Source organism: Coleofasciculus sp. FACHB-1120 (assembly GCF_014698845.1).
Taxonomy (GTDB): domain Bacteria; phylum Cyanobacteriota; class Cyanobacteriia; order Cyanobacteriales; family FACHB-T130; genus FACHB-T130.
Genome location: NZ_JACJTV010000001.1, coordinates 112337 through 127776, shown reverse-complemented (window position 1 = coordinate 127776; position 15440 = coordinate 112337). Strand labels below are relative to the sequence as shown.

The window sequence follows — 15440 nt, the reverse complement described above, 5'->3', positions numbered from 1 at the left end:
ATATTGCCTTAATCGCTTTTTGATGTTGACATAATATTGTCGTCTTAAATACATTGTGAAGGAGAAATACCCGACTTATTAAAAAATTCGGATATCTGAAACACTAGCATCTCACAACTAAAATAGATTGCTATATTATGTTTCATCTCACCCCAAGCTTTAAAAAGCCCTTAGCGAAGCGACAGCCATTCTCCGGGGTATAGGCTTGCTCCTGCATAAAAGGATGTTGAAGAATGGGCTGGTGTAAGCGATCGCAATCAAAATCATCGAACTCTGTTGAGTCGAGTGTGCAAAGAGAAAAGGCATCCGCAGTGAAACTGCAAAAAGCAAAAGCATACGCAGTTTCACTGCGATCGCGCCTCATCTGCCTGGTACTGCTGGTTGTCGTCCTGATATTGGCGCTGATATACACAAACTTCGAGGAACGCCGACACCAAACAACTCAAATTCAGGCAGAGGCGTTACAGATGACTAGGCTGGCTACTGCTAATCAAACACGCTTGATTAGCAGCAAAGGAATAATTTTAGCTCGTTATCCTAACCCTGACTGGGTCGGGCAAGCTGCACCGGAAGCACCTTTGTTTAAAACGATGCTGACGCAAAAAAGGGCAGGCACGGTGGAGGCTTCCGGCGTGGATGATGTAACGAGCTTGGATGCGATCGTGCCCTTGGAGGGCACTTGTAGAGACCAGAGCGATCGCTGCAACCTCTACGTGTCAGCGGGCATCCCTAAAACCGTCGTTGCTGCTGCCGATCGGCAGTTGCATCGCAACTTAGCAGGCATGGGATTGGTCGCCGTGTTAGCGATCGGTGCTACTTGGGTGGTTAGTGAGGTGTTGATGTTGCGTCGGGTGCAGGCGCTCCTGAAGGCAATGCAGCAGCTCTCAGAGGGCGATTTGAGCGCTCGTAGTGGCGTGAATCACGGTTTTGGAAGCGAATTGGCTGGTGCCTTTGACACGATGGCGGCGTCACTAGAACGTTCTGAGCGCGATCGCCAGTCGGCAGAAACCTCCTTGCGAGAGCAAGAGAAAAAATATCGCTCCTTGGTGAACAGCCTGCCACAGGTGCTATTCCAGACTGATGAAGCTGGATATTGGACATTTCTCAATCCCGCCTGGAAAGAAATTACCGGCTTCGCCCTCGAAGAAAGTATCGGTAAGAATTTAATCGATTCGATTCATCCGAGCGATCGCCCACAACACCTCGAAGAGTTTCGCTCTCTCATTGAACGCCAGAAAGGATCTTATCGCTATCAGGCGAGATATCTGAGTGCAAGCGGCGACTATCGCTGGCTGGAAGGACACGCCAAATTAACATTGGCTCCCGACGGGACAATTATCGGTACGTCCGGTACCCTGCGCGACATTACGGAGCAAAAACAGGCACAAGAAGCCCTGTTAACCACAAACCAAACGCTGCAAGCGCTGATTGAAACTTCACCGTTAGCGATCGTGACGCTCGATGTTAATCGGAACGTCACCCTGTGGAATCCAGAGGCTGAACGTCTTTTTGAGTGGAAATCGGCAGAAGTTGTCGGCTGTCCGCTGCCGATTTTCCCCCCAGATCAACAGGAAGCTTTCCATGCCTTGCTTCAGACTGACTTGCAGGGCGAGGAACATTGTGGTAGCGGTGGCAGGGAATTCCGCAGCCAAAAGAAAGACGGCACCTTGATTGACGTTAGCCTCTGGACAGCCCTGCTGCAAGATGTCAATGGCAAGATTATCGGCAGCATTGGCATCCTCGCCAATATTAGCGAGCGCCAACGCGCTCTGGAAGCCCTGCGGGAGAGCGAAACCCGTTACCGCCTCGTCGCCAAAGCCAGCAACGATGCAATTTGGGACTGGGATTTGCTGACAAACCGCGTAGAGTGGAACGAATCCCTGCAAAAACTCTTCGGCTACGCGGAAACTGAAGTGGGTTTTGATGCCAATTGGTGGTACGAAAATATACATCCAGAAGACAGAGAGCGGGTTGTCAGTGGGATTCATGCGGCGATCGACAGTGGAGAACAAATCTGGTCAGATGAATACCGTTACCGTCGCGCCGACAACTCTTATGCTTTAGCGATCGATCGGGGATTTGTCGCCTATGACGATCAGGGGAATCCAGTGCGGATGATCGGCGCAATGCTAGACATCAGCGAGCGCAAGCAAGCTGAGGCGCTGATCGCAGGGCAAAAACAGGTACTCGAAATGATTGCCACTGGCGCAGTACTGGGTGATGTTCTGGATGTTTTGGCTCGGTTTATCGAGACACAATCCGGTGAGAGCTTTTGTTCGATTCTGCTAGTTGACGAAAAAGAGAACAAGTTACGGCATGGAGCTGCTCCGAGCCTTCCCGAAAGCTACACTCAGGCGATTGATGGTATCGCGATTGGCCCTGGTTTTGGTTGCTGTAGTAAGGCAGCGTATTTCGGTAAACCCGTGATTGTTTCAGATATTGATAGCGATCGCCTATGGGCGGATTTCCGAGATTTGGCATTAAGCCATCAACTGCGAAGCTGTTGGTCTACGCCTATTTTTTCCTGTAATGGTAAGGTATTGGGCGTTTTTGTAATGTATCACCCCGACGCGAGGCAACCGAATCGGGATGAGTTATATCTGACCGAGATTGCGACCCAAATTGCGGGGATTGCTTTGGAACGCCAGCAAGCAGAGACAGCATTGCAACAGAGTGAAGATCAACTGCGCTTGATTACAGATGCTTTGCCGGTGCTGATTGCCTATATTGATTTGGAACAGTGCTATCGCTTTAGCAATCAGGCTTACCAACAATGGTTCGGCAAATCTCAGGCGGAAGTCACCGGACAGCACATTAGAAAAATTTTAGGGGACTCGGCTTATCAGGCAATTCAGCCGTATGTCGAGGCAGCATTGTCCGGGCAGGAAGTAACCTACGAAAGCCCTATACCCTATGAATATGGAGGGATGCGTTGGGTCAATGCCACTTACCTGCCACATTTTGGGGAACACGGTGAAGTCAAAGGATTTATTGCCTTAGTCAGCAACATCACCGAACGGAAAGCGGCTGAGGAGGCGTTGCGGCAGAGTGAGGAACGATATCGTTCTTTGGCACGCGCCACCTCGCAGATGGTTTGGACTTGCAACCCCCAAGGTGAGGTTGTGACTAATCAACCGGATTGGAGAGTTTATACGGGTCAAAGCGAGGCAGAAATACTCGGCTGGCGCTGGCTAGATGCCGTTCATCCAGGCGATCGCGATCGCGTTTCTCAGCAGTGGTCTAACGCTATCCAAACGAAAAGCCTCTATGACACTGAGTTTCGGTTGCGGCGTGCTGATGGTATTTACCGCTACTTCAATGTCCGTGGGGTTCCAGTATTATCAAAAGACGGCGACGTGCGAGAGTGGATCGGCACCTGCACCGACATTACTGAAAAAGTCCAGGCAGAGGAAGCAATTCGCCAGTTGAACGCGGAACTTGAACAACGAGTCATCAAACGAACCGCGCAACTGGAAGCCGCAAATCAAGAGTTAGAAGCTTTCTGTTATTCCATCTCTCACGACTTGCGAGCGCCCTTGCGTGCTATCAACGGATTTTCGCGGATTTTGCTGGAAGAATATCTAGAACAACTCGATCCGGAAGCTCAACGCTACCAGAAACTGGTGCGGGATAATGCCCAGCAAATGGGTCAACTGATTGATGACTTACTGAGATTTTCGCGCCTTTCGCGCCAGCCACTGCGGAAACAAACTGTAGCGATCGCTGATTTAGTACGCCAAGTACTGGCAGAGTTATGGCACGAACAGCAAAATCGCCAATTTGAAATGATTATCGGCAATTTACCCACCGGAGAAGGCGATCCTGCTTTACTTAAGCAGGTGGTTGTCAACTTGCTGACAAACGCTCTAAAATTCACGCGCGGTCGGGAAGTTGCCCGGATCGAAATTGGCTATCGTCATCAGTCATTCAGCAATAACCCAGAACTAGGGACAAATGACTTTTCAACCACTGTCGTTTATTTCGTCAAAGACAACGGCGCAGGCTTTGATATGCGATACGCCCATAAACTCTTTGGCGTCTTCCAACGGCTGCATCGTGCGGAAGATTACGAAGGAACCGGAGTGGGACTTGCGATTGTGCAGCGCATCATCCATCGCCACGGCGGACGTATTTGGGCTGAGTCAGTCGTTAACCAAGGCACAACATTTTACTTTACCCTGGCAGGGGGAAATATTCATGAGTGAGCGCTCAGCAGAATGTTTGCTGGTCGAAGACAATCCCAACGACCTAGAATTAGCACTTTATGCTTTGCGAAAGCACAACCTTGGCGATCGCATTCAAGTTGCCCGCGACGGTGCGGAAGCCTTAGACTACATTTTCCGGACAGGTGCTTATCGCGATCGCTCCCCGGAAAACTACCCCAAAGTCATTCTGCTTGACCTCAAACTGCCCAGAGTAGACGGGTTGGAAGTCTTGCAGCGCCTCAAAGCTGACCCCCAAACCCGCCTGATTCCAGTCGTCATCCTCACCTCGTCGAACGAAGAACGCGACATCGTAGAGAGTTACCAGTTGGGCGTCAACAGTTATATTGTTAAGCCGGTGAACTTTGAACAGTTTACCGAAGCAGTGCAGCAATTAGGGTTGTACTGGCTGCTGTTAAACCAGCAGCCAAGCCGCTAGCAGCCAGCATTCTTCAGGCTAAAAATTCTAAAAACCGCAATTAAATTTACGCTCAACACCTCATAATTCTGACTGCACGCTCTAGCTCTCTAAAAGCGCACAGTAGTGTAACCTCGCCCACGGATCAGTTCTCCCTGCTTACAAGAAGGTCATCATGTCCGCTCCGCTCCAGATTTTACTGCTTGAGGATTCCCTGGCTGATGCTGAATTAACTTTGCACGAACTATGTTTGTCAGGCTTTAAATCCAACTGGCAGCGTGTAGAGACAGAAGCCGACTACCTTGCCCAACTGCATCCCGGTATCGAGCTGATTTTAGCTGACTATAGCTTGCCTCAGTTTAACGCCCTCAGAGCGCTGCAACTTTTGCAAGAGCGCGGCTTAGATATTCCGTTCATCGTTATCACGGGCACGGTGAGCGAAGAAGTGGTGGTGGAGTGCATGAAGCAGGGAGCAGCAGATTATCTACTGAAAGACCGTCTGATGCGACTAGGATCGGCAGTGGCGCAAGCCCTACAAGCCAAACAAATGCGCGACCAAAAGCGGCAGACTGAGGCGGAAAAAACCAGATTAATCGCCTCTTCACAAGAGAGCGAGCAACGATTTCGAGCGCTGATCGAAAATGCGACCGACATCATCATCATTGTTAACGCCAGCGGTCAAGTGACTTATGTGAGTCCTTCTGTCAATCGGATTCTAGGATACGCACCCGATGGACTCCTGGGTAAAAATGCTTTGACATTTATTCATCCAGAGGATGTGCTACTGGTTAAGCAAAGGCTGAAAAATTCGATTCAAAATCCCAACGTAGCTCAGCGACTCGGTGAGTATCGAGTGCAGCATTGCAATGGCTCTTGGGGTATCTTCGAGGCAGTCACCACCAACCTCCTAAAAGATCCGGCGGTGCAGGGGATTGTCGTCAACTGCCACGACATTACTGAGCGCAAGCAAGCCGAGGAGCAACTGCGACACCATGCATTCTACGATTCGCTTTGCGGTTTGCCGAATCGGACATTATTTCTCGAACGTCTCGCCAGCCAAATCAAGCGTTCCCAACGACAAAAAGACAGTTTATTTGCTGTCCTATTTCTGGATTTGGATCGCTTCGAGATGGTCAAATATAGCCTGGGACACTTAGTAAGCGACCAACTACTCATCGCTACAGCTCGCAAACTGATGACCTGTCTCTGTCCCACGGACACCCTAGCTCGGATTGGCACAGACGAATTTGCAATTCTACTGGAGGATATTCACGATGTTAGCGATGCGATTCGCGTTGTCGAGCAGATCCAGCGGGAACTGAATTCGCCTTTTAACTTGGATGGGCGCGAAGTATTCACGACAACTAGCATTGGAATTGCCTTTGCCGGAAGGGGACAAGAGGGATGGGAGCCAGTTCGGAAAGATGCCCCTATATCGCTTTGTCCCTCTGCACCCTCTCACAGCAACCTCTTGCCTCGTCCCCAAGACCTGCTGCGGGCAGCCGACACGGCGATGTATCATGCCCGGTTAGAGGGTAAAGGTCGCTATGTTGTTTTCCATCCAGCCATGCATACCCTTGCAGTGGCGCATTTGCAGTTAGAAACGGATCTGCGACGAGCGATTATCGCCACAGAATTTCAACTTTATTACCAGCCGATTGTCGAGCTAGCAACGGGTAAAATTAAGGCTTTTGAGGCTCTGGTGCGCTGGAATCACCCGACTCGTGGCATGGTTCCTCCAAGTGATTTTATCCCTGCGGCAGAAGAAACGGGTCTGATTATTCCCTTGGGTACTTGGGTATTGGACGAAGCTTGCCGTCAGCTAAAAGTTTGGCAGCAGCAGTATTCTACGACTCAGGGTTTGGCAATTAGCGTGAATCTCTCCGCTAAGCAGTTTTCGCAACCCAATTTGATTGAGCAGATTGACCGAATTTTGAGGGAGACTGGCTTGGATGGACACTATTTAAAGTTAGAAATTACTGAAAGCTGTTTGCTAGAAAATGCGGAAGCCGCCGCTATCCTGCTTTGGCAATTGCGAGATCGAAATATTCAATTATCCATTGATGATTTTGGTACAGGTTATTCATCCTTGAATTATCTACACCGCTTTCCCGTTAATACCTTGAAAATTGACCGTTCTTTTGTGAACCGGATGGGAGCGGGTGGCAAGGATGCAGAGATTGTCAAGGCAATCGTGGCGCTGGCGCATAATTTAGGAATGAGTGTGACTGCGGAGGGGATAGAAACGGCTCAACAGTTAGCACAACTCAAGGCATTGCAATGCGAACGAGGACAGGGATACTTTTTCTCGAAACCTGTAGATAATGGGGCTGCGGGACAGTTAATTTTGGCACAGTTGCAAGTGAATTCATGATGCGGGTTATTGGTCTGACGGGAGGCATTGGTACTGGCAAAACGACTGTCTCAAATTATCTTGCCAGTCACTGCAATTTGCCGGTTTTGGATGCGGATATTTATGCCAGAGAAGCGGTAAAAGTGGGTTCGCCCATTCTCGGCGAAATTGTTGAGCGTTATGGAGCCGATATTCTGTTACTGGATGGGACGCTTGACCGCCGAAAGCTTGGCAATATTGTCTTTAATTCGCCCGAACAGCGGCGTTGGTTAGAGCAACAGATTCATCCTTATGTGCGCGATCGCATGATTGAAAAAATGCAAGCACTCAACTCGCATCCGACTGTAGTGTTGGTAGTGCCTTTGCTATTTGAAGTAGGGATGACGGCTCTGTGTACGGAAACTTGGGTTGTATACTGTTCCGAGCAACATCAACTTCAGAGATTAATCGAGCGCGATCGCTTAACTTTAGAACAAGCGCAAGCAAGGATTGCTAGCCAAATGCCCATTGAGGAGAAATGCGATCGCGCTGATGTAATTTTAGATAACTCTTCCACCCTAGAAGCGTTGCTCAAACAGGTAGATAAGCAATTCAAAAGCCCAAATTAAAAATTGGGGATTAGGCAATTTTTAACTATTCTGCATCGCCTCCCACAATGACATTGCGAATGCGGAGACTTGGCCCGCCACAGCCTACTGGCAAGCCGTTCTGACCTCCCTTCCCGCAGCCGCCGGATTCATCCCAGTAAAAATCATCCCCAATCGCTTCAATATCCGCCAAGGTGCTGAAAACATTCCCTGAAAGCGTCACATCCCGAACGGGTTCGGCAATCTTGCCGTCGCGGATCATCCAAGCTTCAGCAGCGGAGAAAGTAAACATTTCTCCATTCGTCATACCACCCAGCCAGTTACGAGCGTAGACGCCTTCTTTGATCCCGGCAAATAAATCTTCCACAGGCGTTTTGCCCCGCTCAATCCATGTATTCGTCATCCGGACGAGAGGGGGATAGTGGTAGTTCAGGCAACGGGCATTGCCGGTGGGGGCTTCGGTCAGCTTTCCGGCAGTTTCGCGGGAGTGGAGACGTCCGACTAAGATGCCATCCTTAATCAGCTGCGTGGTGGTCGCGGGTGTCCCTTCATCGTCGTATAAGTAGCTGCCGCGATGACCGGGAGGGGCAGCCCCATCAAAGATTTGCAGTTCTTTTGGCCCAAATCGGCGTCCCAGGGTCATCACTTCCAAGATATCCGGGTTTTCATAAGCCATGTCTGCTTCTGAAAGGTGCCCAAACGCTTCATGGACAAATAAACCGCTGAGAATGGGGTCGATGACGACCGTGTAGGTGTTGCCTTTCACTGGAGGCAGAGAGAGGGCATTCACGGCACGCAGAGCAGCGCTCCGAACCTGATCGTCCAAATTTGTTAAGTCTTCGTAGGCTTTGCGGGAGCCAGTCGTTTCGCGTCCGGTTTGGACGGTTTCGCCATTCCGAGCCGTGGCGGCAAAGCGCATTTCCATATCCACCCACGATTGCTCAATCAGCGTTCCGTCTGAGGTGGCGAGGATGACTCGCTGGGCGCTGTCGCTGTAGCGCACAGAGGTGGTGGTGATTGAAGGGCTGGCGCTTTTGAGGATTTCAGTGTAGCGATCGCACAATTGTTTCTTGGTTTCCAGCGATACCTCTCGCGGATCGCTGCCTTCTAGGGGAAGTTTGCAAGTCGCCTGCACTGGCTCAATCGGAGCCAACAGGGTTTCTTCATCGCCAATAATCCGAGCCGCAGCGATCGCTTCTTCAATTCGGTCTGCTAGGGTAGAAAGCTGATTAAAGCTGGCGAAGCCCCAGCCTCCTTTGAAACAAGCCCGGACTTGTCCACCAATGGAGATGCCTTCTGTGAGGGTTTCGACCTTATCGCCGCGCAAAAAGATATCAGTTCCTTCGGCTTCTTCTATCCGAACTGCCAAATAATCGACTTGGGGTGAGTAACGAGCGATTAAGTCGGCGAGCAAGTTTTTGGCATCAGCCAGTAAGGTCGGCATTTGTCTTGCAGCAACATTAATAAACTGCTTCCATTGTGCAATTATTTGGTCTCACCTTGCCACTGGAAGCAGGAAATGAGGAGCCGGGGAGGTTAGGGTAATCGATAGATATACAACGAAGAAAAACCCCTTTTCGCGAGGAAAAGGGGTTTGTAAAGTTAGATGCACCTGTTACTACCTGGACAAGAATATTTAATATTAAAGAGGCATTTCATTGATGGATGACGGTGGTGATGTCGCAAACTCGTAAATTCTCAATTCTTGGACGTTCCAGTGGTTGAGAATTGCTTCGGCTTGACGCACCTCTGCTTCCGTACCTTCGACGATTAAGAAATAGTCGCCATGATGAATGCGATCGCTGTAAACTGCGGCTTGTTCATCAGGAATCCCATAGCCTGTCAACGCACCTAATAAGCCGCCTGCGGTTGCACCAATGACGCCACTGGTTAAGGTCGTTGCTAAAGCGGTTGCTGCCACCCCAATAATGCTAATTGGCCCTAAAACAGGAATAGCAGCAATGGTGCCTAGTCCCAGCGCCAAACCCAAGACGCCTCCGGCTGCACCACCCGCGATCGCGCCAAGGGTTGTTCCTTCTTGCGCTTTAGAAGTCGGTGGTGGCGATACTGGCTCAGATTCTTTACCGATCGCAGAAACCTGATTCATCGGAAAGTCAGCTGCTTTTAATTCCGCAATTGCGCCTTGTGCATCTTGCAAGTTTGAAAACACGCCAAAAGCGCGTTTTGGCTGAGTAAGCACCATTACCCTTTCCTCTCTGACTCTTTATCGATCTGTTCGGAGTTTTGCCACCAGCGAAATCAAATTACAGTTGCAAAGCCATTGCAGTTACTCTTTAGCTTTCGGGGCAACTTTCGCTTGAACAGCCACCGTTTTAACCCCCTTAATTTCCTTCGCCAGTGGTTCTATTTTGGCAACTTGATCTGGCTGGGCTACCGTTCCTGCAACTGTTACAGCTCCGTCTTTGGCGTCAATCTCTAATTTGCTGCTAGGCAGGTTCGCTTCTAACTTGCTGCGAACCTCGCTTTCCAAATCGCTATCAGCTCTTTCTAGGGGGTCGCCAGCCACTTTGTTGCGTTGTTCGCGTGCCCGAATATCAGCTTCTAGCTGTCTTTTGCGGACATCACTCGATGCATCGTTTTGCGCGCCTTGATCGGGTTTAGCTGAATCATCGACTGAAGGTGATGCGCCAGTTGCCGCAGGCGATGCGCCAGTTGCCGCAGGGGAAGTCTGAACCGCATCAGAATCCGCTCCGGCGGAAGTTTTCTCATTGTTGTCGCAAGCAGCAACACTCACCAACAAGACGCCACTAAACAGTAATGTTAAAAACTTGTTCATTTTTCAATTCCTCACTTGGAGCAGATAAGAGGTGGAAGTAATTTACCCCCCCACCTCATTCATTCAATCGTTCTCATTCAGCCTAAAGAGTCTGTTCCCGGCGGTCGATGATTTGAACCGGGCTATCCGTGCGTGGAGTCGGATCGACTACTGGAGTTTGATACGTGCCACTCGGATCGGCGATATCAGAAGTCCGAGTTGTCGTTGCAGTATTAGTTGTAGTGCTGGCAGGTGCATCGTAGACGCCCCATTCCTGAATTCCCCGATGGCTGAGAATCGCTTCGGCACGATGGATATCGTCGTCGTTGCCGTCTACGATTACTAAATAATCCCCACGAGATACCCGATCGTTATAGACTCTGGCTCGTTCTTCAGGAATTCCCAAACCAATTAATGCACCCAACAAACCTCCTGCGGCTGCACCAATGGCACCACCAGAAAGGGTTGTTGCGATCGCGGTACCTGCTGCTCCTGCTAGCATGACAGGCCCAATTCCTGGAATTGCCAAGGCTCCTAGCCCGACTAACAAGCCTGTTAGACCGCCCAAAGCACCGCCGGTGACGGCACCCGCTTTCGCACCTTCGTCGGCTTTGTTGCCAACGCGATCGCTTACATCAGCACCAGCAATGTCGTTCCCTTTGTCCGCGTCTCGGGCTACTACGGACACCTTGTCCATAGAAAAACCAGAATTTTTTAGCTCAGTCAGTGCTATTTCGGCTTCTCGATAGTTTGAAAATACGCCAACAGCACGCTTATGTTGTCCTAACATCAGTGTTTTCTCCGATTACCACTGAACCTAACCAATTTGTGTTGCTACAGATTCAATATTTCGTCTGTCAGCAACAGTTCGATTGTTACTTTTTTAAGAACTAAAGCCATCAATCTTCCGATATAACTTCAATCCCTAGGTTTCTGTTTTTTTAAACGAACTATCTTCCTTAAGAATTAGATCGATAGTTGTTCAGGCAGTTGAATCTTGGCTGTTTGAGCCTTTGCCAATCATTCTTTGAGTGTGTTTAAGTAAAGCCAATGAAGCCGCCGATCACAGCAACTTGTTTTCTTAATAAAAAAACACATATTTAAAAAATTCCAGGAAAAAGAAAACTAATAAGTAGACTTCTGTAAACTGTTAAGTAAGAAGTTCAATAAGGGATGGAGAGGAGAAAGATTTTTTCTGATTTAATGATTCTCTTAAAACAGAGAACTTTAATTTTCGGCTCAAAACAGGGAAATATAAATACATCTACTGGGCTATTTTCATCAAGTCGTCAGATAGAGGAGTTATCGATGCGGTACTTATTATTAATTTTTGTGTCGTCTGTACTAAGTTTGGTGTCCGGACAGGCGATCGCGCAGGCGGAGTCGCAAAGGCTGGATGTCAGCCGCCAAATCCCTTCGAGGTCAACTTCGGCGGATTTCTGGTCTCAAGCGCAGCGACTGGTGCAAAAGCAAATCACCTTAATTAATCGAATCGAAAGAGCAAGTGCGTCTCCCGACCCCTACCCGGCTTTCGGTGCTGAGGGGCAGATCCTCCTCCACCAGGGAGAAGTAGACCGCTTTCTCAAGAGCCAATATCCTAATCCTGCCCTGTTGTGTACGCGCACGAACGGCGTTACCCCGGCAGGCTCTAATTTAACCTTAGAGCAGGCGCAGGTATACTGCGCCCTCCATGGTTCAACGCAGCAACTATTGCCCCTGCGTCCGGTGCTGGAACGGCGACAGGCCATGCTCGCTCCCACCAGAGGAAATCCTTTGGCAATTGGTCAACCGTCAATTTTAACCGTAGCTCCCCAACGGTTGCCGGTTCCAGTGCCCAAATTTCCCGCTCCGGAACCGCCCGTCGTTGGCGTAGCGGCAAAGACGCCAATTTCTGGCTATCAGCCGCCAATTCAGCCTGCGATCGCGCCCTCCCAACAAACAGTGACAACCCTACAAACTGTCAAAAAGTTCTTAGGGCAAGCTGTAGCAGCATTTCCCCCCTCCGCTCGATTTACTGATATCGCTGAAACGTACCAATTAAACGAAAGCAATAACTACGTCCTGTATCCGCAAGAGCCAAGTCGGTATACCGAATTTCTTTCTCAGCCCAACACTGGCATTGCCCGCGTTTTACCCTCTGCGGCTTACCGTCAACAACTAAATCCCCTAGGAAACCGGCTCTCGCCCAGCGTCGCAGAGCGTTTCCCATTTCCAGCCTTGCTGCGGGGAATTGGTGGTGGTAGCGATGAGGAAACGACTCCCTCATCGGTGCAAATTGCTCCTGGGGATGAATTTACCCCGCGCTTTGCGGTTCGGATGGAAGGAAGTAACTTTGAGATTGCCCAGCAAGGGCTAGATTATGGCTTCATGATGGATTTGGGAGAAGTCCCCTTAGAAAACCTCGACTCCACCTTGAAGAAAGCCCGCGCCTTATCACCGCAAACGCGCCAGTTTTTCCTCAATTATCGTCCGCCAAATCAACTGGCATCCATCCAAGTCGATCGACAGCGCTTTATCACGGGCAAGCTGGGTCAGGTGGCTTTCAGCGAACCCGTGCAAGACACCACAGCGATCGCCTCTACGATCGACCGGGTCTCTGCAAATGCGCCAGCGATCCTGAACCATACCTACTTAATGCGATTAGTCCAATTCCAGGTGCCGGAAGTAGTTCAGGCGGGAGGCACCGTTTCTAGGGAACAACGCCGCTATCTTGACCAAGTTCTAGAATTTCCCAGCAGCGATGTCCTAGTCGCCTTCCGTCCCGTCAGCCGTCGTGCTGATGGCAGTTACACGGTTTTGTGGCAAGTGCTAACTCAGTTTCCAGATCCCCAAATTGAAGATGTGGAAAAGTACATCAAGTTGCAGTAGGTGAAGAGTCAGTCGTCATCAGCTAAAAAGATGTTTGAATTATCGATGTGACGCTGAAATCTTGGAGATCCCTCCTCGCCCTCTTCGAGACTGTCGAAGAAGTGTGAAGTTTCAAAAGCCGTTTTGATGCCCCAGCCTCTGCGAAGAGAGCGGGGATTTAGGGGATCGAAAGTGACGCAATGTAGCAATAGAAACTTTTCAGCCATCCTCTAAAGGATTCCAGAAGTCGAGATCCTCAGCTTCTCGAAGAAGCCGGGATCTGAAGGGCTGGCTCACAGCTCCAATCGGATTGCTCGACACTCAGTGAGTGCTTTCATGCCCACGTTTCATGCCTACGATTGATGGAGAGTGGCAAATATTAACTTAAAGTAAACAATGCGGGATCTCGAAGCGCCTGCGGAGATGATTCAGCCACTTGTTCGATGGGGATTGTTCGCTGGGGAGAATCTTGAGAATTCAGTCTTCGTTATCTTTAGTAATCAGTAATCTAATTCATCCGCTGCATTGAGAAAATAAATGCCTGGTCACGATATTATCGTCCTCGGTGCCTCTGCTGGTGGGGTAGAAGCGCTGACTCAACTGGTGAAGGCTTTGCCGCCGGACTTGCCAGCCGCAATCTTTGTAGTCATACACTTTCCTGCCCACAGCACCAGCCTCATGCCAAGTATTCTAAATCGCTGCGGCTCCTTGAAAGCGTCTCATCCCAAGGACGGCGAGGAGATTCAGTTAGGGCGGATTTATGTGGCACCCCCCAATTACCACTTATTAGTTAAACGCGGATGCATCCACCTAGCTCGCGGCCCTAGGGAAAACGGTCACAGACCTGCCATCGATCCTTTATTTCGCACGGCAGCCCGATTCTACGGACGGCGGGTGGTGGGTGTGGTGCTTTCAGGCAATCTTGACGATGGAACGGCGGGACTCGCAGCGGTGAAGCAGCGAGGCGGTGTTGCAGTGGTTCAAGATCCTAATGACGCCTTGTTTAGCGGAATGCCCCGTAGCGCTATCGAGAACGTAGAAATAGATTATATTTTGCCTTTGTCAGCGATCGCTTCTACCCTGGTAAGCTTGGCTCATGAGCCAGTGGAAGAGGACGAAGACGACTCCGTAACTGACGAAATGGAAATGGAATCCGAGATCGCGGAATTAGATATGGCTGCTCTACACAAAGATGACAGTGACAGACCCGGAATACCCGCAGGCTTTGGCTGTCCAGATTGCGGGGGTGCCCTGTGGGAACTGCGCGACGGTCAGTTGATTCGGTTCCGCTGCCGCACGGGTCACGCTTTTTCCGCTGAGACTCTGCTGGCAGAGCAATCTGAGGCACTAGAGACGGCACTGTGGAATGCGTTTAGGGCACTCGAAGAACGTGCTGCGTTGTCCCGTCGGATGCATCAAGGGGCACGCGATCGCAACCAAATTCGATCGGCTGCACGCTTTCAAGAACAGGCGCACGAAGCCCAGCACAACGCTACCGTGATTCGGCAACTGCTGTTGAATGGCAATAAGGAAGAACCCACGGACGCAGATCCGGAGAATGGGAAACACGTAGAAGAAAAGAAAAACGGGAAAACAGCCGGATCGAACTCAGAAACCGAAGAAAATCACCCGGCGATTTCCTTTCCTGTCGTGGCAGTGGCGGCGTCTGCGGGTGGAATCAAAGCCATCAGTGAGTTGCTCTCTACCTTGCCAGAAGACTTTCCGGCAGCGATCGCCATCGTACAGCACCTAGACCCCAAACACCCCAGCCTGCTCGCACAGATCCTGAATGGTCGCACGTCTTTAGCGGTCAAGGAGGCAGAACGAGGAGAGCAAATGCGTCCGGGGACTATCTACATCGCTCCTCCGAATCATCACCTGCTGATCGACCCAGACGCCACCCTCTCTCTCACCCAGACCAAACTGGTGCATTTCGTCCGTCCTTCCGCTGACCTACTCTTTGAATCAGTCGCGGCGAGTTTTAGAGAACGGGCGATCGCTGTTATCCTCTCCGGGACGGGTAGCGATGGGGCAACCGGCATCAAAGCGATTAAAGAAATGGGCGGGATTGCGATCGCGCAAGATCAGGAATCTTCGGAGTGTTTTGGGATGCCGGGAGCCGCGATTAAAACTGGAGCTGTCGATTGGATACTCCCATTAGATCAAATTGCCGCTGCTTTGGTGGATTTGGTAAATAACTAATAGGAAATATTTTTATTATATCACCGATCGCAAATTATTTATAGATAAAATTGGA

10 protein-coding genes are annotated in these 15440 nt (G+C 50.1%); 6 read left to right on the top strand and 4 right to left on the bottom strand.

The genetic code is table 11. The annotated features are described in order from the left end of the window. Nucleotides 1–287 precede the first annotated feature (287 nt). From H6H02_RS00595 to coaE, 4 genes are all read left to right on the top strand, one after another. The gene (locus H6H02_RS00595) at nt 288–4205 is read left to right on the top strand and encodes a PAS domain S-box protein (RefSeq protein WP_206757258.1); all 3918 of its coding nucleotides are present in this window, start codon (nt 288–290) and stop codon (nt 4203–4205) included. Continuing rightward, on the top strand, nt 4198–4641 hold the full coding sequence (locus tag H6H02_RS00590; RefSeq protein WP_190813632.1) for a response regulator: 444 nt from the start codon (nt 4198–4200) through the stop codon (nt 4639–4641). Before H6H02_RS00595 ends, H6H02_RS00590 begins: the two co-directional genes overlap by 8 nt. Before the next feature lie 154 nt (nt 4642–4795). Continuing rightward, nucleotides 4796–6994 (top strand): EAL domain-containing protein, encoded by a 2199-nt coding sequence (locus H6H02_RS00585; RefSeq protein WP_190813630.1) that lies wholly within the window; start codon nt 4796–4798, stop codon nt 6992–6994. Continuing rightward, nucleotides 6991–7581, top strand: a complete 591-nt coding sequence (coaE, locus tag H6H02_RS00580) for a dephospho-CoA kinase (protein WP_190813627.1) — start codon at nt 6991–6993, stop codon at nt 7579–7581. The genes H6H02_RS00585 and coaE overlap by 4 nt, the downstream gene beginning before the upstream one ends. A 25-nt stretch (nt 7582–7606) precedes the next feature. Here coaE and H6H02_RS00575 read toward each other — a convergent pair whose 3' ends face one another. The 4 genes from H6H02_RS00575 to H6H02_RS00560 form a co-directional block, all read right to left on the bottom strand. Beyond that, nucleotides 7607–9004 carry a TldD/PmbA family protein gene (locus tag H6H02_RS00575; RefSeq protein ID WP_190813625.1) on the bottom strand — a complete coding sequence of 466 codons (1398 nt, stop codon included), beginning with the start codon at nt 9002–9004 and terminating at the stop codon, nt 7607–7609. A 198-nt stretch (nt 9005–9202) separates the two neighbouring features. Further along, nucleotides 9203–9763 (bottom strand): DUF1269 domain-containing protein, encoded by a 561-nt coding sequence (locus H6H02_RS00570; RefSeq protein ID WP_190813623.1) that lies wholly within the window; start codon nt 9761–9763, stop codon nt 9203–9205. Between the two features lie 84 nt (nt 9764–9847). Then, the gene (locus H6H02_RS00565) at nt 9848–10357 is read right to left on the bottom strand and encodes a BON domain-containing protein (protein WP_190813621.1); all 510 of its coding nucleotides are present in this window, start codon (nt 10355–10357) and stop codon (nt 9848–9850) included. Between the two features lie 82 nt (nt 10358–10439). Further along, nucleotides 10440–11129, bottom strand: coding sequence for a general stress protein (locus H6H02_RS00560; RefSeq protein ID WP_190814186.1), 690 nt, complete (start codon nt 11127–11129; stop codon nt 10440–10442). Between the two features lie 515 nt (nt 11130–11644). Between H6H02_RS00560 and H6H02_RS00555 the strand changes: the two genes are divergently transcribed. Further along, complete coding sequence (locus H6H02_RS00555; RefSeq protein WP_190813619.1) at nt 11645–13204, top strand: hypothetical protein; 1560 nt, start codon at nt 11645–11647, stop codon at nt 13202–13204. Nucleotides 13205–13720: 516 nt separating this feature from the next. Next, nucleotides 13721–15385, top strand: a complete 1665-nt coding sequence (locus H6H02_RS26950; RefSeq protein WP_190813617.1) for a chemotaxis protein CheB — start codon at nt 13721–13723, stop codon at nt 15383–15385. Nucleotides 15386–15440: the final 55 nt, after the last annotated feature.

Coding starts and splice junctions, on each gene's coding strand:
- H6H02_RS00590 (WP_190813632.1), top strand. CDS start 4,198: ATGAGTGAGCGCTCAGCAGAATGTTTGCTGGTCGAAGACAATCCCAAC.
- H6H02_RS00585 (WP_190813630.1), top strand. CDS start 4,796: ATGTCCGCTCCGCTCCAGATTTTACTGCTTGAGGATTCCCTGGCTGAT.
- coaE (WP_190813627.1), top strand. CDS start 6,991: ATGATGCGGGTTATTGGTCTGACGGGAGGCATTGGTACTGGCAAAACG.
- H6H02_RS00575 (WP_190813625.1), bottom strand. CDS start 9,004: ATGCCGACCTTACTGGCTGATGCCAAAAACTTGCTCGCCGACTTAATC.
- H6H02_RS00570 (WP_190813623.1), bottom strand. CDS start 9,763: ATGGTGCTTACTCAGCCAAAACGCGCTTTTGGCGTGTTTTCAAACTTG.
- H6H02_RS00565 (WP_190813621.1), bottom strand. CDS start 10,357: ATGAACAAGTTTTTAACATTACTGTTTAGTGGCGTCTTGTTGGTGAGT.
- H6H02_RS00555 (WP_190813619.1), top strand. CDS start 11,645: ATGCGGTACTTATTATTAATTTTTGTGTCGTCTGTACTAAGTTTGGTG.
- H6H02_RS26950 (WP_190813617.1), top strand. CDS start 13,721: ATGCCTGGTCACGATATTATCGTCCTCGGTGCCTCTGCTGGTGGGGTA.